22 protein-coding genes are annotated in these 25,739 nt (G+C 56.8%); 8 read left to right on the top strand and 14 right to left on the bottom strand.

Translation table 11 applies throughout. The features are described from left to right. Positions 1-60: 60 nt before the first annotated feature. The 5 genes from KR51_RS13925 to KR51_RS13905 form a co-directional block, all read right to left on the bottom strand. On the bottom strand, positions 61-1,956 hold the full coding sequence (locus tag KR51_RS13925; RefSeq protein ID WP_022608686.1) for a S9 family peptidase: 1,896 nt from the start codon (positions 1,954-1,956) through the stop codon (positions 61-63). A gap of 309 nt (positions 1,957-2,265) precedes the next feature. Continuing rightward, positions 2,266-3,174, bottom strand: a complete 909-nt coding sequence (locus KR51_RS20780) for a histidine phosphatase family protein (RefSeq protein WP_084202480.1) — start codon at positions 3,172-3,174, stop codon at positions 2,266-2,268. A gap of 329 nt (positions 3,175-3,503) precedes the next feature. Further along, positions 3,504-4,478 carry a DUF72 domain-containing protein gene (locus KR51_RS13915; RefSeq protein WP_022608684.1) on the bottom strand — a complete coding sequence of 325 codons (975 nt, stop codon included), beginning with the start codon at positions 4,476-4,478 and terminating at the stop codon, positions 3,504-3,506. Positions 4,479-4,557: 79 nt separating this feature from the next. Next, complete coding sequence (locus KR51_RS13910) at positions 4,558-4,944, bottom strand: alr0857 family protein (protein WP_022608683.1); 387 nt, start codon at positions 4,942-4,944, stop codon at positions 4,558-4,560. 15 nt (positions 4,945-4,959) lie between these two features. Further along, positions 4,960-5,505: an HNH endonuclease gene (locus tag KR51_RS13905; RefSeq protein ID WP_022608682.1), complete on the bottom strand. Its 546-nt coding sequence runs from the start codon at positions 5,503-5,505 to the stop codon at positions 4,960-4,962. A gap of 586 nt (positions 5,506-6,091) precedes the next feature. On the opposite strand from KR51_RS13905, the gene KR51_RS13895 reads away from it, so the two are divergent. The 3 genes from KR51_RS13895 to KR51_RS13885 all read left to right on the top strand — a co-directional run bounded on the left by KR51_RS13895 (position 6,092) and on the right by KR51_RS13885 (position 9,085). After that, entirely contained in the window at positions 6,092-6,427 is a 336-nt protein-coding gene (locus KR51_RS13895) for a ribbon-helix-helix domain-containing protein (protein ID WP_040656370.1), read from the top strand. Between the two features lie 124 nt (positions 6,428-6,551). After that, a complete protein-coding gene (locus KR51_RS13890) occupies positions 6,552-7,949 on the top strand; it encodes a TldD/PmbA family protein (RefSeq protein WP_022608679.1) in 1,398 nt (465 codons plus the stop codon). Between the two features lie 521 nt (positions 7,950-8,470). Then, entirely contained in the window at positions 8,471-9,085 is a 615-nt protein-coding gene (locus KR51_RS13885) for a flavin prenyltransferase UbiX (RefSeq protein ID WP_022608677.1), read from the top strand. Positions 9,086-9,588: 503 nt separating this feature from the next. Here the strand turns inward: KR51_RS13885 and KR51_RS19850 are convergent. The 7 genes from KR51_RS19850 to KR51_RS13855 form a co-directional block, all read right to left on the bottom strand. Continuing rightward, positions 9,589-9,735, bottom strand: a complete 147-nt coding sequence (locus KR51_RS19850; protein WP_156915117.1) for a hypothetical protein — start codon at positions 9,733-9,735, stop codon at positions 9,589-9,591. Between the two features lie 999 nt (positions 9,736-10,734). After that, positions 10,735-12,198, bottom strand: coding sequence for a sensor histidine kinase (locus KR51_RS13875; protein WP_022608675.1), 1,464 nt, complete (start codon positions 12,196-12,198; stop codon positions 10,735-10,737). A 317-nt stretch (positions 12,199-12,515) separates the two neighbouring features. Continuing rightward, the gene (locus tag KR51_RS13870) at positions 12,516-13,226 is read right to left on the bottom strand and encodes a hypothetical protein (protein ID WP_040656283.1); all 711 of its coding nucleotides are present in this window, start codon (positions 13,224-13,226) and stop codon (positions 12,516-12,518) included. Between the two features lie 19 nt (positions 13,227-13,245). Further along, entirely contained in the window at positions 13,246-13,392 is a 147-nt protein-coding gene (locus KR51_RS19845) for a hypothetical protein (RefSeq protein ID WP_156915116.1), read from the bottom strand. A gap of 136 nt (positions 13,393-13,528) precedes the next feature. Next, on the bottom strand, positions 13,529-14,167 hold the full coding sequence (locus KR51_RS13865) for a histidine phosphatase family protein (protein WP_022608673.1): 639 nt from the start codon (positions 14,165-14,167) through the stop codon (positions 13,529-13,531). A gap of 106 nt (positions 14,168-14,273) precedes the next feature. Then, on the bottom strand, positions 14,274-14,990 hold the full coding sequence (locus KR51_RS13860) for a DUF3153 domain-containing protein (protein ID WP_022608672.1): 717 nt from the start codon (positions 14,988-14,990) through the stop codon (positions 14,274-14,276). A gap of 25 nt (positions 14,991-15,015) precedes the next feature. After that, positions 15,016-16,179: a cysteine desulfurase family protein gene (locus KR51_RS13855; RefSeq protein ID WP_022608671.1), complete on the bottom strand. Its 1,164-nt coding sequence runs from the start codon at positions 16,177-16,179 to the stop codon at positions 15,016-15,018. A 107-nt stretch (positions 16,180-16,286) separates the two neighbouring features. On the opposite strand from KR51_RS13855, the gene folK reads away from it, so the two are divergent. Further along, positions 16,287-16,811 carry a 2-amino-4-hydroxy-6-hydroxymethyldihydropteridine diphosphokinase gene (folK, locus tag KR51_RS13850; RefSeq protein ID WP_022608670.1) on the top strand — a complete coding sequence of 175 codons (525 nt, stop codon included), beginning with the start codon at positions 16,287-16,289 and terminating at the stop codon, positions 16,809-16,811. Between the two features lie 622 nt (positions 16,812-17,433). Here the strand turns inward: folK and KR51_RS13845 are convergent. Continuing rightward, the gene (locus KR51_RS13845) at positions 17,434-19,998 is read right to left on the bottom strand and encodes a glycogen/starch/alpha-glucan phosphorylase (protein WP_022608669.1); all 2,565 of its coding nucleotides are present in this window, start codon (positions 19,996-19,998) and stop codon (positions 17,434-17,436) included. 79 nt (positions 19,999-20,077) lie between these two features. Next, the gene (locus KR51_RS13840; protein ID WP_022608668.1) at positions 20,078-21,709 is read right to left on the bottom strand and encodes an alpha-D-glucose phosphate-specific phosphoglucomutase; all 1,632 of its coding nucleotides are present in this window, start codon (positions 21,707-21,709) and stop codon (positions 20,078-20,080) included. A gap of 704 nt (positions 21,710-22,413) precedes the next feature. Between KR51_RS13840 and KR51_RS13835 the strand changes: the two genes are divergently transcribed. The 4 genes from KR51_RS13835 to KR51_RS13820 all read left to right on the top strand — a co-directional run bounded on the left by KR51_RS13835 (position 22,414) and on the right by KR51_RS13820 (position 25,495). Next, positions 22,414-22,803 carry a Rid family detoxifying hydrolase gene (locus KR51_RS13835; RefSeq protein ID WP_022608667.1) on the top strand — a complete coding sequence of 130 codons (390 nt, stop codon included), beginning with the start codon at positions 22,414-22,416 and terminating at the stop codon, positions 22,801-22,803. A 167-nt stretch (positions 22,804-22,970) separates the two neighbouring features. Next, on the top strand, positions 22,971-23,375 hold the full coding sequence (locus KR51_RS13830) for a hypothetical protein (protein WP_040656281.1): 405 nt from the start codon (positions 22,971-22,973) through the stop codon (positions 23,373-23,375). 112 nt (positions 23,376-23,487) lie between these two features. Next, the gene (ycf46, locus tag KR51_RS13825; RefSeq protein WP_022608665.1) at positions 23,488-25,005 is read left to right on the top strand and encodes a stress-responsive protein Ycf46; all 1,518 of its coding nucleotides are present in this window, start codon (positions 23,488-23,490) and stop codon (positions 25,003-25,005) included. Between the two features lie 139 nt (positions 25,006-25,144). Continuing rightward, positions 25,145-25,495 carry a DUF1257 domain-containing protein gene (locus tag KR51_RS13820; protein ID WP_022608664.1) on the top strand — a complete coding sequence of 117 codons (351 nt, stop codon included), beginning with the start codon at positions 25,145-25,147 and terminating at the stop codon, positions 25,493-25,495. Positions 25,496-25,739 lie beyond the last annotated feature (244 nt).

Here is a 25,739-nt window from a genome sequence, read left to right as displayed (position 1 = left end):
GATAAGGGCAATCGCTGCCGGAGGGATAGCTGTTCGTGCGGGAGTTCGGGACGCTGTCGTTTAGCGCACGATGCCCGAATGTCCGGTTAGTTCGCCAATGGGTTCGGCCCGACCGCCGAGGTATTTCGCGAGAAACTCTTCGGCGAGCGCGTAGAAATGCATGCGGTTCTCCGGCCGAGCAAAGCCATGCCCTTCATCGGTGTAGAGCGCGTATTCGACTGGCTTGCCTGCCGCGTGCATGGCGTCCACGATCTGCTCGCTCTCGGCTTGCTTGACGCGGGGGTCGTTGGCACCCTGGCCGATCAGCAGCGGCTTCTGGATGCGATCGCAGATAAACAGCGGCGATCGCGCCTTGAGGAAATCCTCCTCAGTTTCCAAGTTGCCGACGCGGTGCGCGAACATTGCCATGAGCGGTTTCCAGTAGGGTGGGACGCTCTGGATCAACGTTACGAGGTTCGACGGGCCGACGATATCGACGCCGCAAGCAAACACTTCGGGCGTGAACGCTAAGCCGACCAGCGTAGCGTAGCCACCGTATGAGCCACCCATAATGGCGATGCGATCTGGGTCGCTAATGCCTTTGGCTTTGAGCCACTCGACAGCGTCGAGCAAATCGTCATGCATAGCCGCCCCCCACTGGCGGTTCCCGGCATTCAGGAAGGCTTTTCCATAACCCGTCGAGCCGCGGAAGTTCACTTGCAGCACGGCATAACCTCGATTGGTCAGCCACTGCACCGACGGCGAATAACCCCAAGTGTCGCGCGCCCAGGGACCGCCGTGAACGTGTAGCACAGTTGGCAGGTTTTCAGCTGGCACGCCGACGGGTGTACTGAGATAGCCGTGAATTGTAAGACCGTCGCGAGCGGTATATTCGATCGCCTGCATCGAAGATAGGGAAAGTGCTTCTAGTTCCGGGCGGTGGCTGAACATCAGCTCGGCGTGCTTGGTGGCGCGCTCGTAGCGGTAGTAGTACACCGGACCGTCATCGGTGAGGAAAGCGACCAGCCAGACGGTGTCGTCATCGGTGCGACTGGCGATCGCAAATTCACCGTTGCGGATTTGGGCAATTGCCTCGAGGTCTTCAGCAACATCAGCATCAAACACCTGCCAACGCACTTTGTCTTCGTAAAAAGACACTGCTTGCAGTTCGCGGGTTTGCGGGTGCAGGAGAATACCGCTGAGGTCGTACTGCGGGTCTTCAGCTAAGACCGTTTCGGTGCGGTTGTCGAGGTCGAGAGCGATCAAGCGCTGGGCGTTGGCATCATGGTTGCCAATGATGTAGAGGGTTTTCCCATCTTTCGAGAAGTGACTGGGTCCGCCTTCATCATCGGGTCCCCAGCGGCGCAAGGTTTCCCAGTCGGCATCGGCGCTAGCACGGTAAAGTAGTTCGCTACCACCATCGGAGGTTGCGGCAGCAGCGGCACGGATTTCAAAGTTTGCGTCTGCTTCCCAACTGACGATGTTGCCAGGGTTGGCAGCCACGAACTCGACCGCTCCGGATTTGAGATCGATGCGGTAAACATCGAAGGTTTGCGAGTTTTTGAGGTTGAGTCCGACTAGAAGCGCGTTGGGATGGTCGCGATCGCTGTCAATAAACTGAGCCTTAACTCCTTGGAAAGGCGTCAGATCGCGAACCATGCTGGTGTCGATATCGACAAGATAAAGGTGAAAGTTCTCGTCGCCGTCGGAATCTTGCAAGTAAACAAGCTGACCGGGCTCGTAGGTCCAGAAGAACATGCGGATGCCACGCTTTTTGTCTTGGGTGAGCTGGCGATCGCCATCTGAAGATTGCAGCCACACTTGCAGCACATCGCTGTCGTCGGGAGCGATGTAGGCGAGGTTTTGTCCGTTGGGCGATAGGCGTGGGCTGGTCCGCGTAGGGTTCCCAAAAAGCACTTCGCGTGGAATTAACGGCGGTAGTTGCGTAGACGCTTGCGGAGCTGTGGCAGTGGTCATAGTCTGACGCGACGTAAAGTTTCGTAATGTCCTGGGCTCACTGTAGCGAACGGCGAGAAGCGAGGCGACGTAACTCAGGTGGGGTTTTCCGCCGGACTACCGGTGCGTTCGGAGCAAAACCGACGCGCCAACTGCTCTAGTTGCTGTCATTCGTCATTAAACTGCGCTGAGAGAGCCTAATTATTGCAGGCTGTTCTCTTCAAGGGCAGTCATAGGATAGATCCTTGTTTATCAAAAACAGTTCTAAGTTACGCGATCGCCACCAAAGATGAACTGCAGAGGCGATCGCGCGCGTTCTTTTTGCTAGCGCTACCGAGGCAGTTGCGACCAGTCTGATGGCAGCAGCATGGCCATGATGTCGAAGCCGCCGCGACCGTCGGGCTTCAGAATGTAGGCGACGCCTTGCGGTTCGGGGTAAATACCCGTTGCGGATTCAAAGACATCATCGTGCCCGACAACGACCGTATTCGTCCCTCTTGCTGGGGTGGCGGTTAGCAGCGGCATGATGCCTCTTCGCATCTGCGCGACCTGAGCCTCGGTGTACTCCTCTGCTGGAGCGAAGTTCAGCCCGGAAACTTTTTCATAGGAGTCGAATGCTAGGTCTGCAGTTTGCCAAGCACGGCAATACTGGCTGGAATAGACCTCGCCGATGGGAATGTTCAGGTCTTCAAATTCCTCACCAATCTCCTTTGCATCTTGCCAACCAGCTTCGCTAAGGGTGCGCTGCGTCGAGCAATCATTTGGGTCGGCGCTCACTTGGTCGGCGTAGTCCTTCTCGGTTTGGGCGTGCCGGAAGAAGATGATGTGTCCGCCTTGACGCAGTGCAGTGACTAATACAGTGTCACTGACAAGGTTTTGAAAGCTTGAGGCAGCACCTTCACCACCCTCACCGCCTTCACCACCCTCACCGCCTTCACCGCCTTCACCGCCTTCACCGCCTTCACCACCCTCACCGCCTTCACCGCCTTCACCACCCTCACCGCCTTCGCCACCTTCCCCTCCGCTGCCGAAGGGATTATAAGGCTTGAAACCTTCGCCACCCTCACCGCCTTCAGCTCCTTCACCCCCTTCAGCTCCTTCACCGCCTTGGGCGAGTTCGGAGATTTCCGAGCGGGAAAACTGCTCGGGAACGGCATCGTGAGCGATCGCTGGCGACACGGCCCCAGCGCTTACGAACACGTAACTACCAACACCGAGCCAAAGTTTGACTTGTTGCATGATTTTCGCGATAAAACTCATTCAATTGCGAATTTATAGCACTAAATAGCAACTTGGACAACCTTTCCTGCCGATGGGGGAGGAGCCGATCGGGAAAGCCTGATTTGGCGACACTATCTCAGGGCGTTTTCCCGGTGCCGAGAGTTTTTCCGGATCGGTCTTAGGTCGACTGGCTGAAGAGGTGTTTGAAGGGTTTCAGTACAGAGGTGGGTATTTTTCATCCGAGCCGTGCTGGATACTCAGATACAGCCAGCGCTTCAATCCATTGTCCGTACTAGAGCAATCTCGCTTACCTGATGGTTCCGAATCCACCTCTCAAAAGCAGTTGCTCAAAATAAGCGTAGTTGCTCGGGGGCAGGGGCAAGGCGATCCCAAGGTAAGGATGGCACGGGCGCGCCTAGTGCTTCCAGGCGTTTCTGGAAGTCACGAGCAGTGTGGGGCGATCGCGTCTCTTGGGGGCAGTGCACGAAAAAATACACTTGCGTCCCTTGATGCAACCATGCCGCTACGCGCTCGGCCCATTCGTTCAGGAAGCGATCGTTGCGGGCCGGCTCGGGGTGACTGATAAAGCGGACGTGAGTAAACCCAGCAGTCACTTGTGGGTGCAAGGGCACATCGGGTTTGCGACGCGCGCCAACTTGCGGGTCGTCTGGAGTCCAGTAAACCGGTCGGGTGTCCAGCAACACTCGCGCGACGCCCAGAGATGCTAGGCAATCGGTTAACCGATCGGCATGGCTGGCAACGAACCAGCTGGGATGACGCACTTCGACGCTCAAGCCAGATCTCGGCAAGGGATCGGATTTGGCAAGCGATCGCGGCTCGGCAATCGTCGTGGAGAACCGATCTGGAAAGCGTTCCTGCCAGCACTGAAGGAACTGCATCAGGAATTGCTCTAGATCGTCGATCGCGTCGGGCCCGTAGCTGGGCGGAAGTTGCAGGAAGAGGGGTCCGAGGCGATCGCCGAGAGCGTGCAGGCGTTCCACGAAGGCAAGTGCTTCCGGGAGCTGTGGGACGAGAGAGCCTGCGTGGCTGACGGTGCGTGGAAGTTTTGGACAGAAGGCGAAGCCCGGTGGGGTCTCAGCAGCCCAGCGCCGAATAGTGGCAGCATCGGGCGTGGCATAGAAGGTCGTGTTGCCTTCGACGGCGCGCAGGCGTTGTGAATACAACCGCAGGTAGTCGGTCGGTCGGCTCCCCGGTGGGAAAAACTCGCCCGCCCATTCTTTGTAGGACCAAAAAGCACAGCCCAGCCAAAACATCGCGATCGCGTCACTACATTGAACCGTTATGCCGCACTGTAACGCCATTGGAGATTGTGTGGGATGTTGGTCTTCAAGAGGCGATCGCCCCTGCAGCCGGGAGTTGTGTCAGCAACGTTCCCGAAATTTAGGCTAGGAACGTCGCTTGGACCTGAGTTGCTTCCCAGAGACGAGCGACGAGAAACTCGGTTTCATCATCGAGCGCGGTTAAAAATGTTCCCGTATCGGCATCGGGACTCGCAGCCATCCAGCAACCCTCCATGCAAATCTCAACGCACTCATCATCGACGGCTGCAACTGCAACATCTTCATAACGTTCGTGCTGCAGCAACTGCACTAGCCGCGACAGCCCGGGTGCGTCCTGCGGGAGCAGGAAAGAGGCACTGCCTGACTCCACATATAGAGTTTCGCCCAAGCGCGCCATCAAAACCACGCGATCGCGCAGGACGTCTTCGAGAGACTTGGCGACTCGCTCCAGGTACAAACCGTCTTCCGTGTAGTTCAACTTCAACATCAGCTTTTTGTCTCTTTACTCGGCGATCGGCGGCGCGGCCGGTCGCGTTTTCCAAAACTTTTCTGCAAAGGCAAGCGCAGGGTGCATGGGAGCCTTGGGCTTGCGGAACAAGGGCATTCCCGCTTCCGCAGGCGTGCGAGCGCCCTTGCGAGAGTTGCAAGGAGCGCAAGCGGCGACGACGTTATCCCAGGTGTGGGCACCGCCGCGCGATCGCGGTTGGACGTGGTCGAGGGTGAGGTTGCGGGTACTGCCGCAGTATTGGCAGGCGTGCCGGTCGCGGCGCATAACTTCTCGGCGACTGACTGGCGGCACCTTCCACATGCGTTCGGTGCTGGTACCCGTCAAGCGAATGCAGGTCGGTACGGTCAACACCAGACTCGGCGAGCGAACCGTCCAACTGTGGGTGTTAATCGCGTCAATGTTATCGAGGCAGACGGCTTTACCCGTTGCCAATAAGGCGATCGCGCGCTTGAGATCCACCCGCGTTAGGGGCAGGTAGTTTTTGGAGAACACCACGACCGAGTTGTGAAACACCGACCGGGGCATGTGTTGCGTTTGCATGACTGTAAATTCCCCAGGATGGACAGACTCCGCTCGCGCGGTCCGTTCTGCTGTTGAGTTTGAAAAATGGTGGATGAGGATGAAGCGAAGCAGCGCTGCAAAAAAGAACCCCCGCTGCTGATATCCAGTAGCGGGGGGTCGGAAGAAGTTCGTTCTGTCCCTACATTGGAATAAGCTCCTGCCTACTCCGCCCGCTGTATCTGGCTTTTTCCGGATTTATTTGATTGCCCCGGCGATCGCGTTTGACCTCCTCGCAACCAATGGGGGTCAAAATGCCAAGACCCATCTGTCCGCTAAAAATGGACGCGATCGCCGCGCCGAGCTGCGCTGCATAGGCTGGCATCCACGAGGGGTGGCCATTCTGCGTGCTGAGTCCTATGGCGGTGAAGCGTCCTAACATGAGCGGAAGCTCTGATAAAAAGTCGGTTGGGTAAAGCGTGTCGGAAAAATTCGTCGGAGCGAACGGGACTCGCATGGGATTCCCGATTGGCTCGCTGGTTCGATACTACAGGACTGTAGTATAAGATGTCCAGTAGATCGACCAACATTTTTTTGTAACGTCTCGCAACTACTCGCAGCCATGACCATCACTACACGACACCGAACCTCAACCACCAAGATGGAGGTCACCAGCATTCGCCTCGAACCCGAGCTAAAGGAGCGCCTGAAGGAGCTGTCTGGCGACCTCGGCTACCAGAGTTTGATTCGCGATGTGTTGTGGGAATACGTGCAGGAACGAGGTCAGAATGGGTCGCGCGGGCTGGCAGCCGAAGATATCCGCGCAAGTTTTGCGGCAACGGCGCGTCGAGAGGAATGCTGCGCGCTCACGGGTGCGCCGATCGCGCCCCTGCAACAAATGTGGCTGGGACTGACGGTAGCGGGTGACTTGGTTCCCCTCAGCATCGAAAGCCTACTGGGGTAGCGATCGCTTCAGCTGACCCTCGCCACTAGCGATCGCGGCACCGCACTGCCGTACCGCACCCAAGCTAGCCTAGTAGCGCGACGCAGTTGCACCATCGCCCTCAACCTCTACCCGAGCTAGCCTCATGCCTCACCGACTGGCCGACGGCCGCAACCGACTGGCCGACTTGATGGCCCGCTATCGCCAGCGCGTCGATTTTCTCACCATTCGCCTGGAAGAATCGGAAGGGACGGACATTTATCTGCGCGGCGATCGCGTGGAAACTCTGACGGAGGAGCGGGCGATCGGCGCTCAGATTCGCGCTTGCTACAAAGGCGGATGGGGGTTAGCCACCTGCAACGATCTTGACGATCTCGAGGACCGCATCGGCGAGGCGATCGCGGCCGCGCGCATGGTGGGAACGGAAACCACGACGATCGCGCCCGTGACGCCCGTTGAAGGTGTTTATCGTTTGCCTCTGACGGGGACCGACCCGCGACACGTCCCTTTGGCCGAGAAGAAGGCGCTATGCGATCGCTACAACCACATCCTGTGCGATGCCGATCCGCGCATCGCAACCACCTCCGTTCGCTATGGAGATGTGACCCAGCGCGTGACCCTCGCCACTTCTGACGGCACCCTGGTCGAGCAGGTGTGGTCGGATCTGGAAGCGCGCTTTGCGGCGACCGCTCGCAGTGGCGAACTGGTGCAAACCGGCCGCGAGACTACTGGCTCGCGTAGCGCCTTCGAAGACTTCCGCGATCTCGACGATCGCGTGCGCGCCGCGGCCGAGCGTGCCACCCACGCCCTGTCGATTCCGCCCGTCACGGGCGGTACCTACACCGTCGTCATCGACCCGATTTTGACCGGGCTGTTCGTGCACGAGGCGTTTGGGCATCTGTCTGAAGCCGATATGGCTTATGAGAATCCCGATTTGCTGGAGGTGATGAGTTTCGGCCGCCGCTTCGGACCGCCGGAGCTGCAGATTTTCGACGGCGCGGCACCGACCGGCCATCGCGGCAGCTATGCGATCGACGATGAGGGGACGCCTGCCACGACCACGCAACTGATCCGCGATGGCATTCTGGTCGGACGGCTGCACTCGCGGGAAACGGCAGGCAAGTTGGGGGAGCAACCAACGGGGAATGCGCGCTGTCTCGATTACCAATATTCGCCGATCGTGCGCATGACCAATACCTGGATCGAGCGCGGCACCACGCCCGTCGCCGACCTGATTCGCGACGTGGATCGCGGTATCTACGCACGCAACTGGCTCGGCGGCATGACCAATGGCGAAATGTTCACCTTCAGTGCTGGGGAAGCCTGGACGATCCGCAACGGCAAGCTGACCGATCCGGTTCGGGACGTGACGCTCTCGGGCAATGTATTCAAAACCCTCGCGAATATAGAAGCGATCGCGGACGACTTCTATTGGGACGAATCCGGCGGTTGCGGGAAAGGGGGTCAGAACGGTCTGCCCGTTGGATGTGGCGGTCCGAGCTTGCGGATTCGAGACGCGATTGTGGGCGGAGAAGCGGACTAGGGGGAGATACCGAATCAACATCCATTCGTGGGTCGGTATATGTCAGCTTTTCGTAATGGAGATTGGCGATACCCCAAGGAAGAGCCAGTGTGTTGTTCCCGCAACCCATCTACTTCAGTCATAGGGATGTCAGAAGCTTTGAGTCTGGGTAGCTGAATCCCTGATTCTGCAGAAAGTTTGGTCTGAAGATTCTTCAAGAACCCATATTAGTTTTCGGACAGGTAACACGTCCGCCCTTCCAACGGACGCGCGATCTTATCGGCAAAATCGCTCCCAAAGCCGATACTTTTACTCGAACGCTTAGCTAAAAATAAAGTTCTATAGCACTCGGCTTCAGGGATAGTCGTGTTAACGAGTTTGCCCTGACACCCGCTTGCGAGTGTAAAAGGGTGACGAGTGGCAGCACTACTTGCCGAGTGCATCGAAGCGCTACCCTCGGAGCAATCTCCGGCCGACCTGAATTACAGCAAGCGTTTCGATCGACTCGCGAGTGCCAAGGCCATCAAGTTAACTTCAATCGTATGACAAGCGATCGCCCGTTGATTCTAGGTATTAGCGGAGCCTCCGGCATGGTTTACGCCGTCCGTGCTCTCAAGTGGCTCCTCGAAGCTGACTACACTGTAGACGTTGTTGCTTCCAAGGCAAGTTTCATTGTTTGGCAGGCAGAGCAGGGCGTGCGCGTACCAGCCGAACCGGATTTGCAAGCTATGTTCTGGCACGAGCAAGCCGGCTGCCCCAGCAAAGGCAAACTACGCTGCCACCGCTGGGGCGACGTCGGTGCCACGATCGCGAGCGGCTCGTATCGATCGCTCGGCATGATCGTCATACCCTGCAGCATGAGTACGGTGGCGAAGATTGCAGCCGGGTTGAGTTCGGACCTACTGGAACGAGCGGCAGACGTGCAGCTCAAGGAAGGCAAACCGCTGGCGATCGTTCCACGCGAGACGCCATTTAGCTTGATTCACCTGCGCAATCTCACGGTCCTTGCTGAAGCTGGTGCGGCAATCGTTCCTGCGATTCCAGCGTGGTATCACAATCCCAAAACCATCGAAGATCTGGTCGACTTTGTTGTTGCGCGGGCGCTCGATCGCCTCGACATCGACTGCGTCCCCCTGAAGCGTTGGGATGGGCACTAGGTTAAACGCAATTGTGGTTGAAGTCGGCAACTAGTGCTCGCAACGAGACTGTCATCTGCGGAGGGAACAAACCAAGGCTATTTCGTTCTATGAAGAGTACGACGTTTTGTAGGGCATTGAGACTTTAAAGCTACTTCTGCAACCTGCGATCGTTGAAACCTTCATCAAATCTGAAAATAGTCGACTCCAGTCCGGTCAAAGTCATTTAAAAGCGCTTTATTTTGGCTATGCTCGCCCTGGCTGTCCGCTGATTAGATCCGAGCTTTCAAACCATTTTGGTCTGACTCAGAACTACCGAGATCCCCTGCCAATTAAGGGTCATGCCTCTTGAGGAGCGATTGCCCTCTTCCAGCACTATCGGTCCAATCTTGTTGATTGCGGACTATCAGGTCTACAGCCAACGCCTGCCCTAGTTTTTGATTTCAATCCATCCGAGTTGGCAATAAATTCATACTCGAATCCGATCTTTTCTCTCGCCATTGAGCTGCTTTTTCCAAAGTCCATTAGCCGAAGACAAAGTAAGCGGGAAGTCGCTGGTTCAGAAGCTGCAACGCAGTGCGAGTTTGCCGGTTTAGCTGAGGAAGTTGGAGCGTAATGAGGACAAAGTCGCGCGCGCGATCGCCATCTCTCAGACGGTAAAAGCTGGGCATATTTGCCCCCAGAAGGTGCCGTTTTGGTGGGCGGTTTCGTGCAGTAGTTTAGCAATTACCCCAACAGACCAATGAAGGATTCGAACGCGCGTTCACCCAAGCGATCGCATCCCTGTGCAGCAGCACAATCAACGCGTAGCCCACTGTGGCGAGTGGTGGCATTATATTTCTTCTCATGTGAGCTTGATGGAACTGACTGCTGTAACCTTTGCTAGAAGTTGAGCGAATATCAGAGTAGCCGTAGTTTTGTGGCAGTAAGCTCTGTAACTGAGAATACCGACCGCTCTTCGCAACAAATGCTAACGATTGAGAACAAGCAATCGCATTGCGATCCCGCAAAGCCCCTTCCAGTAGAGATCTTGCCATCTCGAGCTCTGTCGTACTTACGTTTCCCGATCCAGCGCAGCCCACTCAGAAACCCCTCGTAGTACTCCGTTGTCGAACCCTCCCGGGCATTGTCACCGCGCGCGCCCTCGCAGAAGCCTACAACCCACTCGATTCGCTGCCATGTGTCGCCGGCATGCGGACATCGCTCGTCAGCGGCGCGATTGCGCTCTACAAGCTGCTTAATCATTGGTTCCCCCAAATCTTGCTCTAAGACGATCGGGTGTGCCGAAGTGTGAGCAGAGCGCCTGTAAAGTCCACTATTGCCGCCTTGTTTACATTGCCACTCTGATTTCAGACGCGACGTAAGCAATTTGCTGCTAAATCGCTATGCGCCTCTGGCGGGAGGTTTCAGAGCCCTCCAGTCAGCTCGCAAACCAGGGACCATGAAGCGGGCTCATACCAATGCTCTCGATACCAGCTACATAAGTCGTGACGCTCATCAAGCCGCTCTCAACAATCTCTTAGCCGCAAGCAACGCTGCTAACGTGCCCTCATTCCAGCCAGCAGCGGCTCTAAAGATTCCAGCCAGCAGCGGTTCTAAAGAAAGACTAGCTTTCTTCCCAACTGCTCGAACGCAGTACCTAAAGCTCTTAACGGCACAGAGACCGATCGCTACGCTGCCAGCGGCACGCTGACCGTAAACGTGCTACCTTCCCCGGGCTTGGAGTTAACCCACACGTCGCCCTCCATGCCCTCGACAAGGATTTTGACGATTGACAATCCCAGTCCCGTCCCACCAGTCGATCGCGATCGCGCCTCATCAACCCGATAGAACCGCTCGAAGATACGCTCCTGGTGCGGCAGTGGAATCCCGACGCCGCGATCGCAAATCTGGATACAGGCAACGTTGCCCGGACGCAAGACCCGCAAGGCGATCGGTTGGTTCGGGGCAGAATATTTAACGGCGTTGTCGATGAGGTTGAGCAGTACCTGCGTCAGGCGGCTCTCGTCGGCCCGCACCTTGCAGTCGCAGCTGTTGAGATCCACCGTCACGGTGCGGTTGCTATAAGCGCGAGCCATCTCGGCAATCTTGTTGACGAACTCGCACAAATCCAATGTTTCGATCTGAAAGTGCATGTACCCGCTGTCGGCCCGCGCCAAGGTCAATAAGTCCTGCAGCAGTTGCGTGACGCGATCGGACTCAGATGCGGCAATCGTCAGGGCATCACGCTGGGGTTCGGTGAGGTTCGTTTCTCGCCGCAGGATACTCTGCAAATACCCCGAAACAATCGTCAGCGGAGTCCGCAGTTCGTGGGATACGTTACTCACAAACTGGCGCTGCTGCTCCCAAGACATCGACAGCCGCGCCAGCATCTTGTCGTACGTTCGTGCTAAGTCCTGCACCTCACTTGGCGCATGTTCGAGTTGGATTTGCGAACTGCTTAGGCTTTCAACCGAAATATTCTCCGCCAGTTGTCCCATACTCTGCAACGTCGCAAGCGAGTGACGCACGTACAAGGCAATAGCGAGGGTCATCGCACCAGTTGCCAACACGCTTGCCAACGTCAAACTCCCGATCAACTGGTCGAACAGCTGGCGATCGTTGTCGATATCTTGGGCGATATAAAATGTGCCGATGCCCATGCTGTTCGAGATCAACGGTCCGCCACATAGCACCCAATAGCGTCCGCCCACTTCAAAAACTCGTGTCGTGCGATCCGGCTCGATTCGACCAGACAGCAGCGAAAGGACCATTGAATGACCGGTGCCCTGGGAATGAGCGACGATCCGATCTTGATGATTTTCCACCCAAACCAGGGTGTTGCCCGCTCCGAGGTTGTCAATTGCCTTTTGAATCGCCCGTTCCGTCGGCATTGACTGACTGTAAAGTCCTACATCATCCGGCAAGCGTTGGGCTATGTACTCAATATTTTGCGTGTGGCTCATGACCAGGATACGCTGCATACTCCAAGTCATCCACAGTGCCACGCTTCCCAAACTGACTACTGAAACGGCCGCTACGCCTACAGTCAAACGCGTCCGCAACGAATTGGGCGCGAGCAATTCCAGCCAGCGTCGCTTCCAAGCATTCAACCAGCTGCGAGGAGCGCGTGCCAGTTGCTTTGGGATAGGCATGGCGTAGGGAGTAAAACGTTCGATCGTGAGGCGGCCTGCCAAAAAACATCCCGCAATTGCGGGCAGGCACGATGTCAAATCTCGGCTTTCGACAAGCGTATCTAACTTAAAATACCGTAGGTTGCGTTCCTGAGAACTTCCTGATAGATAGCCAGGAGAACCCGGATTTGAGCGACTCTAAGCTGGCACAAACCACTCTCTGAAGAATTCGCGGCAGCCGATCGCTACGCTCTGGTGTATCCATACAAGCCGAATCCTAAGCCCCAAAATCCAGGCAGATCCTGCCGGTAAATTGCAGCCAGTTTGCGAGCGATTCTTTAAGGCTGCAGCGATCGGTCTTCACTCCACGCATCAGCCATTGTTGATTCAACACGATCTGCGCGCGTGCTTGACACGATGGTTGCTCTTCCGGTTGCTAGACGCTTTAGTACGTCGAGGGCAGCGAGGAGAACCAACGTCGCGATCGCAACTAATGCTTGTTTTAAGGGCAGTGTACCGTCGGCCCAGATAGTCGCAGCTAATAACGCCAATACAACCGCTAAGAGCAGCAAACCCGTCAAAAAGGTATACGAGGGGTGGGTTTTCTCGTCCTTAAGGACTGGCTGCACCCGTTCCTGGGCGAGCGACTTTCCCCAGACTCCCACCACTCCCAGGACAATGGCAACCGGTCCCAGCAGCGGCGAAACCGTGACCGTCAGGCACAACCCGATGGTGGTGGTCACGAAGCCGGTTGCGATCGCGACGATCGTTTGGGTCACAACCATCCGCCGTTTGAAGCGATCGGTAGCTTCGCGCTCGCCGCGGCGCTCGAGTTCGCTGCAAAGATCGGCCAGGCGCTCGATGTCGCTTATATCCGTACTGCCCCGAGCCATGCGATCGAGCAGCAAGCGGTTCATCGCCTGCAGGTCGCTCTCGCGTGGAAGCGCGGCCGGTGCAGGGGCACGGCGAGGTTCGTCAATGTCGGTGTGGTTCGAGACCAGTGCCCCGCCATCAGATGTTCCAGTGGTTTCAGGTTCGAGTTCGTTCATAGCTTTCATCAATAGACCGTTAAGTGAACTGGTGATTGAATTGTTTCACAACTGTCAGCAACTGCGGTCTGTGGCAAACAACACCAGACTTCTGGCAGGCATCTTTAACTAGTTCGCTAACTAGTTCGCTCCAGCCGTCGAGATCGTCTAGCGTCTTAACGAACACGTCGTTTTTGCAAGAAAATCATCTACGCATGAAATTTTCGCTCGTTGGCAAATAACTCCCCCGATGGGTTGCCCACGCGCGCCAGACCATTCCGAACCCAGCTGTGCGGGCGCGACTGCGTGGGTGGCGCAGGTTGTCAGGTGCCCGGTCGGTTGCGGATGTGTTCGGGGATGTGGGTACGATCGCCGAGGACCTCCAGCAGCGGTCCGTGAACGTCGAACTTGACAATCGACACCGACGTCGTCAGAGCGGCAATGCGATCGCGATAGCGCCCGAGGTCGATGCCGAGTAGCGAACACAAAACGATCCGTATCGTCGCTTTGTGGGACACCACGAGCACGTTGCCGTCAGCATAATTCTCTTCAATTTCGGCAATGATGGGCATCGCGCGACTGGAGACCTGCGTTGCCGTCTCGCCGCCAGTTGGTGGGTTCCAAGCCGGTTCAGTCAGCCAGCGCACGTAGTCGGCATTGAAGCGCCGCTCGACGGCTTCGTGGGTTTGGTCCTCCCACTCGCCATAATTTAGCTCCTTGAGTCCGTCGCGGAGCTGCATCTGCAAACCAGCGGCCTCGCATATGGGCTTGGCGGTTGCGATCGTGCGGCGCATCGGGCTGACGTAGATGGCTTTCCAATCCAGATTGCGATAAGCCGCTGCAAACGCCTCGGCCATGGTGGCCCCTTCGGACGTGAGGTCGGGATCGAGGATGCCACAGAAGCCGCCTTTCTGGCTGTAGGTAGTTTCGCCGTGCCGCAGCAGGTACAGTCTCAGACTCATCGAGGTACCCTCCGTCTGGTTCTGCCCCAACTGTACTGCAGGTCGCGCAGGCGGGCGGGCAAAAAAACGTTCGCGGCGATCTGACCCACCGCGCACGCGTCTCGGATTAAGACGATCGCGGTGCCGACCAAGGCAAATGATGGTACTTGAGATAAAACCCGCCGACGACGAAAAGGGCAATCGCGATCGCGCCCCAACCCAGGGGTTCCACCGACCAAAATGCTGCCTCCAAGGAAGCGATCGTACCGGGTTGTAATGTCCACACGAGTTGCGAACCTTCGCGCCGTGCACCTGGAGACGCCTTACGGACCGAGCCAGGCACGTCGAGGTGGAACTCCAGATCGACCAGCGACCCCGCATCGACAACTTCTGCTGCCTCCGGCGACAGCAGTGCCAATGCCCGCAAGTCCAGTGCCAGCTTCAGGTACGTCCGCTGCACCAATAGTAAGTTGGTCTGCCGCACGTCCAAGCTGGCATCGAACGCCACCAAGTCGCTACTTGCCGGTGCGTCGGGATGGAAGAAGGCGTTAAACTTTTGTGCCAGTTCCGGACCGCTTCCGAACGGAATCTCGACCGCTAATTCCAGCGGCGACACCCGTTCCACTCTCCCACCGAGCTGCTGGGCCCGCCGCTCGATACTCCGCAGCCATTCCCGCACGCTCGACTTGCTAAAGCTCGATAGGCGATCGCCGAGCTGCACGCGTTGGACGATCGCGCCGCGATGCAATCCCTCGAAGCGAATGCCCGCGTCGTACTGCACGCAGCCCGACAAGAGCAACATGCAGCCCGCCAAAACCAGCGCCCAAACTCGTCGCAGCATCATGTCTTGCTTTCCCGCCTCGACGCGCTTATCTTACAGCAACGCTCGGCGATCGCAGGTTTTGCACTACATCAATCGTTGCCGCAGCCGCCCGTTCGATCTCCTCTTTCGTCACGAACCGGCCGATGCCGAAGCGCAGCGTCGCCCGCGCCAACTCCGGCGAACGCCCCAAGGCTCGCAACACGTGCGAGACCTGTTGCGATTCCGACGCACAGGCTGAGCCAGACGATACTGCCACCGTCGGTCGCAAACCCAGCAGCAACGCCGCACCATCTACCCCCGCAAAACTGACGTTGAGGTTGCCCGGTAGCCGTTGCGTCGGATGTCCGTTGAGTGTCACATCGCCCGCTACCTGCAGGTGCTGCCACAGGCGATCGCGCAGTGCCAGCTGCCGCCGTCCTTCACACTCCATTTCATCCAGTCCCAGTGCGATTGCCGTCCCCAGCCCGACAATCTGCGGTACGAATAGCGTTCCCGAACGGCGATCGCTTTCCTGCCCGCCGCCGTGCAGTTGCGCCGCCACCCGCACTTGCCGCCGAACGTAGAGTGCGCCAATCCCTTTGGGACCGTAAAGCTTGTGCGCCGTCAGCGACAGCAGATCGACTGACATTGCCTCCACATCGAGCGGGATCTTGGCAATTGCCTGGGCCGCGTCGGTGTGGAAAAGGATACCGCGATCGCGACAGAGCGCGCCGATATCCGCCAGCGGGTGCAGCACGCCGATTTCATTATTTGCCGCCATGACCGACACCAACACCGTGTTCGACCGCAGCACTGCTTCTAGGTTCGCTAGCCCCAGCAAGCCATCCGCTTGCACCGGCAGATACGTTACCTCGAATCCGAGCCGCTCTAAATAGCGACAGGGTGCGAGGACGGCACTGTGCTCGGTTTGTACCGTGACGATGTGGCGGCCGCGATCGAGATACGCTTCCGCCACGCCCTTGATTGCCAGGTTGTTTGCTTCCGTCGCGCCGCTTGTAAAGACAATCTCCTCAGATCGCGCGCCGATTGCCGCGGCGACGCGATCGCGTGCTTGCGCAACGGCTGCTTCGGCTTCCCAGCCGTAAATGTGTCCCGTTGATGAGGGATTGCCGAAGTGCTCGGTAAAGTAAGGTAGCATCGCCTCTACCACGCGCCGATCGACCGGCGTTGTGGCGTGGTAGTCGAGGTAAATCGGTCGGGGAGCGGCCATACCGGCGACTGAATTCTCAAGGCATCGATCCGTCTCTAGCGTAGCGCCACTCGGAGGTTCGCCGCGCTATGGTTGGAGACCAATCAGTTGAGATTTGCGCCAGCAAGATGCAGCATCCGGGACAGCCCGACAACCCGAATGACCACGACGAGCGCTGCGCGATCGCGCTCGGTGGCAACCTCGGTAATGTGGAAGCTACCTTAACCTCAGCACTGGCGGACCTCAACGCCACGGACGGCATCCGGGTCGAGACAAAATCGCGGTGGTATCGCACTGCTCCAGTTGGACCGCCGCAGCCAGAGTATCTTAACGGCTGCGCGCTCCTAACCGTTTCGCTACTGCCCGTTGAGTTGCTGGCTGCATTACAGGCAATCGAGGCAGGCTACGGGCGCGAACGTCGAGAACGCTGGGGACCGCGCACCCTCGACCTCGACGTATTGCTGTACGGCGATCGCGTAGTGGACCTACCGCGACTCCAGATTCCCCATCCGCACTTAGGCGAACGTGCTTTCGTTCTCGTTCCTCTTGCCGAGATCGCCGCCGACTGGATCGAGCCGCGATCGGGTCTCAGTATCGGACAACTGGCCGCACGGGTTGGGAACACCGGCGTACGGCTGGCTGCAGCCAATTGATGCCATCCCGAACCCAAGTTAGCTGCCGTGCGCCCTGCGACTGAGACAGAATACTCGCAGGAGACAGGTGTCGTGTCTGACGGGTGTGCCGATCGCTTGCGTCAGGCCTCAAGCAACAGTTAAAAACAAGTGGCTGAGGTTTGTCAGGAGCGCTGAGCTGCGGTAATGGGGAAGTGGATGCCTCTCAAAGAGAGTAACCGCTCTCGGGTGCGGGAAGCTGCTATCCTGCAGCAGTTGAAATCCAGAACCAGCTAGGTTTCTGGCACTCAGCACATTCCATCACGATTCCCTATGGTATTTCACGTTAGTTGCTTCAATAAAAAGCTGCTCCGAACTTCCTCTGTTTTGGTAAAGATGTCCGAGCCCGATCGAGCGAAGATCGGTCGTTTCAGCTATTTTCTGCTCGTAGTCACTGCAGTGGGATTAGTAACATCCTCAGTTTTTCGGGAGCGCGAGGCGCTGGCTTGTTTGAATGAGCTTTAAGAAGCCAGCGCTCTCGACAACGGAGAGCTCGAACCGATGGGACGCGTCCCTTGGGGACCGATTGCGCTCCTCGCCCCACACTTCAGTAAAGTCAGGCACAATCTAGGCATCCTGCGCCGTTCGTGCCGGATGCATCGAGTCAGTTGTGCCGGTTAGTAGAGGATTCGAAAAACTCCACACTACCTTCAAGTTCGATGGGCAACGGCTGAACCTTCCAGATATCGCGAGCATATTCGCGAATAGCGCGATCGGAAGAGAACTTGCCCATCCGTGCCGAGTTCAAAATCGACATCCGCGTCCAGTTCTCTGTATCGCAATACGCCGCGCTCACGCGCTTCTGAGCGTCTACGTAAGCTTGGAAGTCCGCCAGCACCAAGAACGGATCGTACTTCAGCAGCGAATCCAGCAAGGGCACAAACAGTTCGCGATCGCCGTGGGAAAAGTATCCCGAGGCAATCAAGTCGATCGTCTCTTTCAACAGCGGATTGGATTTGTAATAATCGCGGGGGCGGTAACCTTGCTGCTTGAGCTGCTTGACTTCCGGAGCCGTCAGCCCAAACAGGAAAAAGTTCTCTGCTCCCACTTCCTCGCGAATCTCAACGTTTGCGCCATCGAGCGTCCCGATTGTCAGCGCGCCGCTGAGGGCAAACTTCATGTTGCCCGTCCCCGACGCCTCCTTGCCTGCCGTCGAAATCTGCTCTGACAGATTTGCCGCCGGATACAAGCGCTGGCTGTTCGTAACGTTGTAGTCCGGTACGAAGACTACTCGCAAGCGCTCGCCTACATCCGGGTCGTTATTGACTATATCGGCGATCGAGGTAATCAATTTGATAATGCGCTTGGCCATGAAGTAGCCCGGCGCTGCCTTACCCGCAAACACGAACGTGCGTGGAACGATGTCGGCATTCGGGTCGAGTTTGATCTGAGCATAGAGACTGACGATATGCAGCGCGTTCAGATGCTGGCGCTTGTACTCGTGGATGCGCTTGATCTGCACGTCGAACAGCGAGTTCGGATCGATATCGATGTTCAGATGCTCGCGCACGTAAGCCGATAGCGCTTGCTTGTTTGCCTGCTTCACGCCGCGCCAGCGCTCCCGGAAGCCCGCATCGTCGACAAAAAACTCGAGCTTGCGGAGTTGGTCGAGGTGAACGAGCCAATCCTCGCCAATAGTCTCGCGCAGCAGATCCGTCAGCCGCGGATTGCACAGAGCTAACCAGCGGCGAGGCGTTACGCCGTTAGTCTTGTTCTGAATCTTGCCCGGATAAAGCTCGTTGAAATCGTGCAGGACGTCCTGCTTGAGCAGCTCGGTATGCAGAGCAGCTACGCCATTGATCGCGTAGCTGCCAACACAAGCCAAGTGCGCCATCCGCACGTAGCGCTCGCCCTGCTCGTCGATCAACGACAGGTGCGCCAAATGTCCTTCGTCGCCAAGGTACTTAACGCGGACGCGATCCAAGAAGCGGTTGTTGATCTCGTAGACGATCTCCAAGTGCCGCGGCAGCAAACGTCCGAAGAGTTCCAGCGGCCACTTCTCCAGCGCTTCTGGTAACAAGGTGTGGTTGGTGTACGCAAACGTCTTACGAGTGATATCCCACGCCTTATCCCACTGGAAGTGATGCACATCCACTAACAAGCGCATGAGTTCGGCAACTGCCACGGCAGGGTGCGTGTCATTCAGCTGTGCGGTGTACTTCTGGTGGAACGTTTCCAGGCTGCCACCTGCATTCAGGTGCATGCGAATCATGTCCTGGAGCGAGCACGATACAAAGAAGTACTGCTGAGCCAAGCGCAGTTCTTTGCCTTCAATCTGCTCGTCGTTGGGATAGAGCACCTTGGTGATGTTCTCGGAAAGGATCTTTTGCTTGACCGCGCCGTAATAATCGCCAGTGTTGAAGGCTTGGAAGTCGAAGTCTTGGGGCGCTTCGGCTTTCCAGAGACGCAGCGTGTTGGCCGTGTTGACGCGATAACCTGGGATCGGCGTATCGTAGGGCACGCCTTTAATTGTGCGCCCGGGATGCCAGTGAACGCGGTAGGCCCCCTGACTGTTGTGATAAACCTCGGTGTATCCGCCGAGCTTAACCTCAACGGCTTCCTCCGGACGCGCGATTTCCCAGGGATTGCCAAGCTGCAGCCACTTATCGGTGATTTCCACCTGCCAGCCGTTGCGGATTGCCTGGTCGAAGATGCCAAATTCGTAGCGGATACCGTAGCCGACCGCAGGAATCTCCAGCGTCGAAAGGGAATCCATGTAGCACGCTGCAAGACGACCCAAGCCGCCGTTCCCGAGTCCGGGTTCTTCTTCCTGAGCGATCAAGTCATCGAGCGACAAACCGGTGGCTTCTACCGCCCGGCGAATTTGCTCCTCCAGTCCGAGATTGAGTAAGTTGTTCGCAAGGTGCGGACCCAGTAAATATTCCGCTGACATATAGCACACCACGCGCACGTCTTCGCGCAGGTGACTCTGGATAGTATTCAGCCAGCGCTGCAACAAGCGATCGCGCACGGTATACGCCAACGCCATGTAGTAGTCGTTGAGGGTCGCATTCCCCGGATATTTACCCTGCACGTAGAACAGGTTGTCGGCAAAGCCCCGTACGAGGGTCTCGAGGCTCAACCCGGTACGATCGTCTTCGATACAGCAAATGTCGGACTGCGAAGCCTCGAACTGCGGAGTGTCGGATTGCGGAGGCGTATCTAGCATGGATCTCGGGATTGAAAGGTTTACTGAGGCGGTCAGAGCTCGCGCTCTGCTGCAGCGCATCCCGCTGCTGGAATTAGCTTCACGTAATCACAGTTGGCCGATCGCGTCCGGTCAGTGTCGGGATTTGGGCAACATCCTTGGCGATCGCGATGAGGTCGCCAAGAGCGTCTTGAGTGTCGCGATTTTGACGGGCAGAATCGGGTTCGTAGCTTTCCACGTACAAGCGCAAGGTTGCTCCTTGCGTACCCGTGCCCGACAACCGGAAGACGATGCGCGAGCCATCCGCGAAGCCGATGCGTATACCCTGCTTTTGCGCAACGCTGCCGTCAACGGGATCGGTATAGCTAAAGTCGTCGGCATATTTGACGGTGTAATTGCCGAATGGCTTGCCCTCGAGGTTGGGAATCACCGCTCGCAATTGCTCCATCAGTACGTTGGCTAGAGCCTTATCGACACCCTCATAATCGTGGCGCGAATAGTAATTGCGGCCGTAGGTTCGCCAGTGTCCTCGTACGATGTCGGCAACTGGCTGTTGCTTAACAGCCAGGATATTTAGCCAGAACAGTACTGCCCAGAGTCCGTCCTTTTCGCGGATGTGGCTGGAGCTCGTGCCAAAACTCTCCTCGCCGCAGAGCGTAGCTTTGTTTGCATCGAGCAAGTTGCCGAAAAACTTCCAGCCCGTCGGCGTCTCATAGGAGTGGATGCCGAGCTTCGCAGCAACGCGATCGGCAGCTTGCGAGGTGGGCATCGAGCGCGCCACGCCAGCCAATCCGTCCTGATAACCCGGGACGAGCGTGGCATTAGCTGCTAGAACGGCAAGGCTGTCGCTGGGCGTAACAAAGAAGTTGTTGCCCAGAATCATGTTTCGATCGCCATCACCATCTGATGCCGCTCCAAAATCGGGAGCGCCATCGCCGAACATGATGTCGACCAGGTCGTGAGCGTAAACCAGGTTCGGATCGGGGTGTCCGCCGCCAAAATCCTCGCGAGGCAATCCATTCAACACCGTACCGACCGGCGCACCGAGTTGCCGTTCCAGAATCGCCGTAGCATAGGGTCCTGTCACCGCATGCATCGAGTCCATACAGATTCGGAAATCGCCGCGCAGGTAATCGCGAATGCGATCGAAGTCGAACAGCGACGACATTAGCTCGGCATAATCGACCACAGAATCGACGACCTCAACTGCCATATTGCCAAGCGTGGAGGTGCCGAGGCGGTCGAGATCGAGTTCAACAGCCTCTATAGTCTTGTACTCGAGAATTTCCTGACTGCGTGCGTAGATTGCTTCGGTAACCGCCGCCGGGGCTGGACCACCATTGCCGATGTTGTACTTGACACCGAAGTCGCCATCGGGACCCCCCGGGTTGTGGCTAGCCGAGAGAATAATGCCGCCAAAGGCCCGATACTTGCGAATAATGCAAGAGGCTGCTGGGGTAGAAAGAATACCGCCCTGTCCGACGAGAACGCGCCCGAACCCATTCGCCGCAGCCATCTTGAGAACGATCTGGATAGCCGTGCGATTATAATAGCGTCCGTCACCACCGAGGACAAGAGTTTGTCCTCGAAAGCCCTCGAGGCTGTCAAAAAGCGACTGAATAAAGTTTTCCAGGTAGTTGGGTTTTTGGAAAATAGAAACCCGTTTGCGCAGCCCCGACGTGCCGGGTCGCTGGTCGTCATAGGGTTGCGTCGAGACGGTCTTGACATTCATTTCGGTGTATTTGCCCTCCCCGGCAACTCAAATCGCGCGATCGCAGTAGCAGCTTGCATTCAGTGGCTGAGACCGGCGGATTACCCGATCTGAAAACCAACATCCGATGCGCCAAAACCCCCTCTGCGGGCGACTTTGGCAAGAGTGCTTCAATGGTACAGCAGCCACTTGCGCGATAACGTTAACGAGACCTTACGATTTCTCACCACGACTCTCAACAGCAAGATGACATCGACATGCGTGCTCGCGGAAAGAAACTTAATCGGACGTTGATGTTGGCAATCACCTCACCACCCGACCGCTCCAATTCCAGAAACTTATGTTGCGAGCAGTGCGGCTAGTTTGAGACTTAGAGAAACAGAAAGGGCACGTCACTTTCGGGAGCTGAATATAGCTCTTTCTAGGAACGCTTCAGCCGTAAGATAGGAGCCTGCAGGTCATGCAGGCTTCAATATGCTCCAGCCGGCCGATGCCAGTCTAAATCTGCTCGCTGGGGGTTGTTCGCCGACTGACCAGTAGCGATAGAGAAGGGACGGTTAGATCGCGATCTCCTTCTTAAGGTTTCAGCCGCAAGTTCTGGCCCCCGGCACGGCTTATCCGCTGCATCTTCGCGCTTCGGCTGATTGCTTCGGTAAAACTTGTGGATGCACTGCAACCGTGCTTCGTTATAACACCCCTCGCGAGTCTAAGTGACCCCTAAACCTATGAATCAAGCAATCCAGACCCATCGCGCTCCTGCTCCGGTCGGACCTTACAACCAAGCCGTCAGCACTGATGGGCAGCTCGTCTTCGTTTCCGGCCAAATTGCTCTCGACCCTACCACTAGCCAGCTCGTCGGCGCGGATGACATTGTCGTTCAAACCCAGCAGGTGATGGCTAACTTGGCTGCCGTTCTCGCAGCCGCTGGCACTGACTGGTCGAACGCGGTCAAAACCACGATTTATCTTGTTGACTTGAACGACTTCGCCGCAGTTAACGAAATCTACAGCACCTATTTTGACCCCGCGATCGCCCCCGCCCGCGCTTGCGTCGAAGTCTCCCGCCTCCCCAAAGATGCTCGCATCGAGATCGAGTGCATCGCCGCGATCGCCTGAGCGCGAGGACTCACCCCTCTCGCCGTAACCATACACTGCTCGCCAAAGGCAAACTCGAATTGTAAATATTCATGACAGAACTGCCGTCAAGGTGGTAAGTCGGCTTGACGTTTACGTTTGTAGCCTCTAGCGTGGCAGGGTATACCCGGGTAGTACCTGTAAGTGACATGCCGGACCAGTTAATTAGCAAAGACAAGCCAAAAGAAAAGCAAAAGCTCACGCTGTATGTGCCGCCGGGGTTGCATCGCCAGCTGAAGATCCGAGCTGCTGTTGAAGCCGAATCGATGTCTGCACTAGCGGAGCGAGCTTTGGGTTTTTATCTTCAACATCCCGAAGCCGTCGAGAGTCTGGAGGCAGCCAGTTGCAATACGCACCGGGTTTATAACTGTCCCGAGTGCGCGAGTTCGCTGGTTTTTCGCGAGAACGGGATTTTGACCCTCGGTCGCCATCCGACGATTGTCACCGATGAGCTTACGGCTGAGGAGATCGAGGAGCTAGCTGTTGAGGAAATTTGTGAAGACTTTGTATCGCACTCGGATTCGCCGGGCGAAGGCGAACTCGTTCCCTGCTAGCACTCTTTCGGTCGCTGGAGGCGTCGGGTAAAAAACCAATTCTGGGTGGTATCGGACAACTAGATTCGGCGCTGTCTGCGCCTGGAACACAGGAGATTAACTGTTTGAAGCTATGAAAGAAGAGCTTAGCCTACTTTTCAAAGCTCAATACCCTTTGATCTATCTTGTCACCTCTGAAGAGGAGCGTGCCGAGCAGGCGATCGCCGCTCTCGCCGATTTGCGACTGTCTTCGTCGTCTCAGCGCCGGGTTTACGTGTGGACGGTAACCAGTGGGCTAGTCGAGCACGGTCAACCTCGTACCAGCACTCAACACAACACGCTCTCGCCTGAAGCAGCTATTGAATGGTCCCTACGCCAGCGCGATCCCGGCATCTACATTTTTAAAGACTTGCACCCGTTTGTCGATTCAGCAGCTGTGACGCGATGGTTGCGCGATGCGGTCGCCAGTTTCAAGGGTACGGATAAGGTGCTAGTAATGATGTCGCCTGTACAGAAGGTTCCTATCGAGCTCGAGAAGGAAGTGGTCGTCCTCGACTTCCCGCTGCCCTCCCTCAGCGAGCTCGACGACGTCCTGCAAGAGCAAATCGACAAAACCAATCGTCGCGTGACCACTGATGTGCGAGAAAAGCTACTGAAAGCTGCCCTGGGCTTGACGCGCGATGAAGCCGAGAAAGTTTTCCGCAAAGCTTACGTCAAATCCGCCCAGTTTACCGAAGCGGAAGTTGATATCATTCACACCGAGAAGAAGCAGCTGATTCGTCGGAATGGGATTCTCGAGTACATCGAACACGACGAGACCATCGACGCTGTTGGCGGTCTGGACGAGCTGAAAGTATGGTTGAGACAGCGCTCCGATGCCTTCACCGAGCGTGCTCGTGAGTATGGCTTACCCCAACCCCAAGGCATGCTGATCCTCGGCGTTCCCGGCTGCGGCAAATCAATGATTGCCAAAACAACTGCGCGACTGTGGGGATTACCGCTGCTCCGCCTTGATATGGGTCGCGTGTACGATGGTTCCATGGTCGGGCGATCGGAAGCCAACCTTCGGAACGCGTTGCGCACTGCCGAGTCGATCTCCCCAGTCATCCTCTTTATTGACGAACTTGACAAAGCTTTCTCTGGAAGTGCTGGCTCGGCTGACTCCGATGGTGGGACGTCCAGCCGGATATTCGGGTCTTTTCTGACCTGGATGCAAGAGAAAACGCAACCCGTTTTTGTGATGGCGACGGCAAACCGCGTCGAACGTCTTCCGGGTGAGTTTTTGCGGAAGGGTCGCTTTGACGAAATTTTCTTCGTCGATTTACCCAATACCGAAGAGCGAGCAGCAATCTTCAAAATCCACCTGCGCAAGCGGCGTCCGGATGCCGATCGCTTCAACCCAGAGCAATTGGCTGCTGCATCGGATGGATTTTCTGGAGCCGAGATCGAACAGGCGATCGTTGCAGCTATGTATGACGCTTTTGCTCAACACCGCGAGTTCACCCAGCTCGACATCATTGCTGCGATGAAGTCAACGCTGCCGCTGTCACGGACGATGACCGAGCAAGTGACAGCGCTACGAGAGTGGGCGCGGCAGCGAGCTCGACCGGCTTCTGCTTCAGTAGCTGAGTACCAGCGGCTGGAGTTCTGACAGGCTTTGTCCCTGCTTGGCAGGGCGAAGGTCGGTTCGTCGAGAGCCGACAGAAAAAAAGCCGCACAGCGCGTGCGCCAGCGGCAAAAACCCCAAACGTTGTCGTTTACGTCTCTTCTACACAGGAGGATACCCCCCAATGTCACACTTTAGCACTCTGCGTACCAAGATTGCCGATGCCGTAATTCTTAAGTCGTCCTTGCGCGACCTCGGTCTGACGGTACAGTTCGATGCAGACGTTCGCGGTTACAACGGTCAGCGCTTGCGTGCTGATATCGTGGCAGTCCTAGATGGCGATTACGATCTAGGTTGGTCGCGCAACAGCGACGGCACCTTCGATCTTATCGCCGACCTCTGGGGCGTGGCGAAGAAGCACAATCAGACCGAGCTGATCAACTCGATCAACCAGAAGTACGCGGTCAACAAAACCCTGGCGGACGTCAAGCAACATAACCTGCAAGGGGCAAACGTCAAACTGGTCGTTCAGTAGTCCCGGCTTCGGTTAAGCGTGTTCCCAAGCTCTGGGGCAGCTGCTCGGCAGTTGCCCCTTTTTTTAAATATCCGTCGCATAAACGGAGTTCGATTGTGTTTGGTTTGAGCTGGGACAACAGGTAGGTTTTCGCTCTTTTTCTGGCAGTTGAAAGGTTGGTTAGGTTGGCTCTCTGAATCCTCGGTCCGCGTCTTCTCAGAAATCCTCCGACGGGTCCAGTTGCTGACGCAGATGTTGCTTCAAC

It is taken from the genome of Rubidibacter lacunae KORDI 51-2, from assembly GCF_000473895.1.
GTDB classification, from domain to species: Bacteria; Cyanobacteriota; Cyanobacteriia; order Cyanobacteriales; family Rubidibacteraceae; genus Rubidibacter; species Rubidibacter lacunae.
Note: the sequence above shows the minus strand (reverse complement) of the source record. Positions and strands in the feature narration are given on the sequence as shown.

Excerpts from the sequence above, each read along its gene's own strand:
- KR51_RS13925 (WP_022608686.1), bottom strand. The coding sequence starts at position 1,956 with ATGACCACTGCCACAGCTCCGCAAGCGTCTACGCAACTACCGCCGTTA.
- KR51_RS20780 (WP_084202480.1), bottom strand. The coding sequence starts at position 3,174 with ATGCAACAAGTCAAACTTTGGCTCGGTGTTGGTAGTTACGTGTTCGTA.
- KR51_RS13915 (WP_022608684.1), bottom strand. The coding sequence starts at position 4,478 with ATGGCGTTACAGTGCGGCATAACGGTTCAATGTAGTGACGCGATCGCG.
- KR51_RS13910 (WP_022608683.1), bottom strand. The coding sequence starts at position 4,944 with ATGTTGAAGTTGAACTACACGGAAGACGGTTTGTACCTGGAGCGAGTC.
- KR51_RS13905 (WP_022608682.1), bottom strand. The coding sequence starts at position 5,505 with ATGCAAACGCAACACATGCCCCGGTCGGTGTTTCACAACTCGGTCGTG.
- KR51_RS13890 (WP_022608679.1), top strand. The coding sequence starts at position 6,552 with ATGCCTCACCGACTGGCCGACGGCCGCAACCGACTGGCCGACTTGATG.
- KR51_RS13885 (WP_022608677.1), top strand. The coding sequence starts at position 8,471 with ATGACAAGCGATCGCCCGTTGATTCTAGGTATTAGCGGAGCCTCCGGC.
- KR51_RS19850 (WP_156915117.1), bottom strand. The coding sequence starts at position 9,735 with ATGCCCAGCTTTTACCGTCTGAGAGATGGCGATCGCGCGCGCGACTTT.
- KR51_RS13875 (WP_022608675.1), bottom strand. The coding sequence starts at position 12,198 with ATGCCTATCCCAAAGCAACTGGCACGCGCTCCTCGCAGCTGGTTGAAT.
- KR51_RS13870 (WP_040656283.1), bottom strand. The coding sequence starts at position 13,226 with ATGAACGAACTCGAACCTGAAACCACTGGAACATCTGATGGCGGGGCA.
- KR51_RS13865 (WP_022608673.1), bottom strand. The coding sequence starts at position 14,167 with ATGAGTCTGAGACTGTACCTGCTGCGGCACGGCGAAACTACCTACAGC.
- KR51_RS13860 (WP_022608672.1), bottom strand. The coding sequence starts at position 14,990 with ATGATGCTGCGACGAGTTTGGGCGCTGGTTTTGGCGGGCTGCATGTTG.
- KR51_RS13855 (WP_022608671.1), bottom strand. The coding sequence starts at position 16,179 with ATGGCCGCTCCCCGACCGATTTACCTCGACTACCACGCCACAACGCCG.
- folK (WP_022608670.1), top strand. The coding sequence starts at position 16,287 with ATGCAGCATCCGGGACAGCCCGACAACCCGAATGACCACGACGAGCGC.
- KR51_RS13845 (WP_022608669.1), bottom strand. The coding sequence starts at position 19,998 with ATGCTAGATACGCCTCCGCAATCCGACACTCCGCAGTTCGAGGCTTCG.
- KR51_RS13840 (WP_022608668.1), bottom strand. The coding sequence starts at position 21,709 with ATGAATGTCAAGACCGTCTCGACGCAACCCTATGACGACCAGCGACCC.
- KR51_RS13835 (WP_022608667.1), top strand. The coding sequence starts at position 22,414 with ATGAATCAAGCAATCCAGACCCATCGCGCTCCTGCTCCGGTCGGACCT.
- KR51_RS13830 (WP_040656281.1), top strand. The coding sequence starts at position 22,971 with ATGCCGGACCAGTTAATTAGCAAAGACAAGCCAAAAGAAAAGCAAAAG.
- ycf46 (WP_022608665.1), top strand. The coding sequence starts at position 23,488 with ATGAAAGAAGAGCTTAGCCTACTTTTCAAAGCTCAATACCCTTTGATC.
- KR51_RS13820 (WP_022608664.1), top strand. The coding sequence starts at position 25,145 with ATGTCACACTTTAGCACTCTGCGTACCAAGATTGCCGATGCCGTAATT.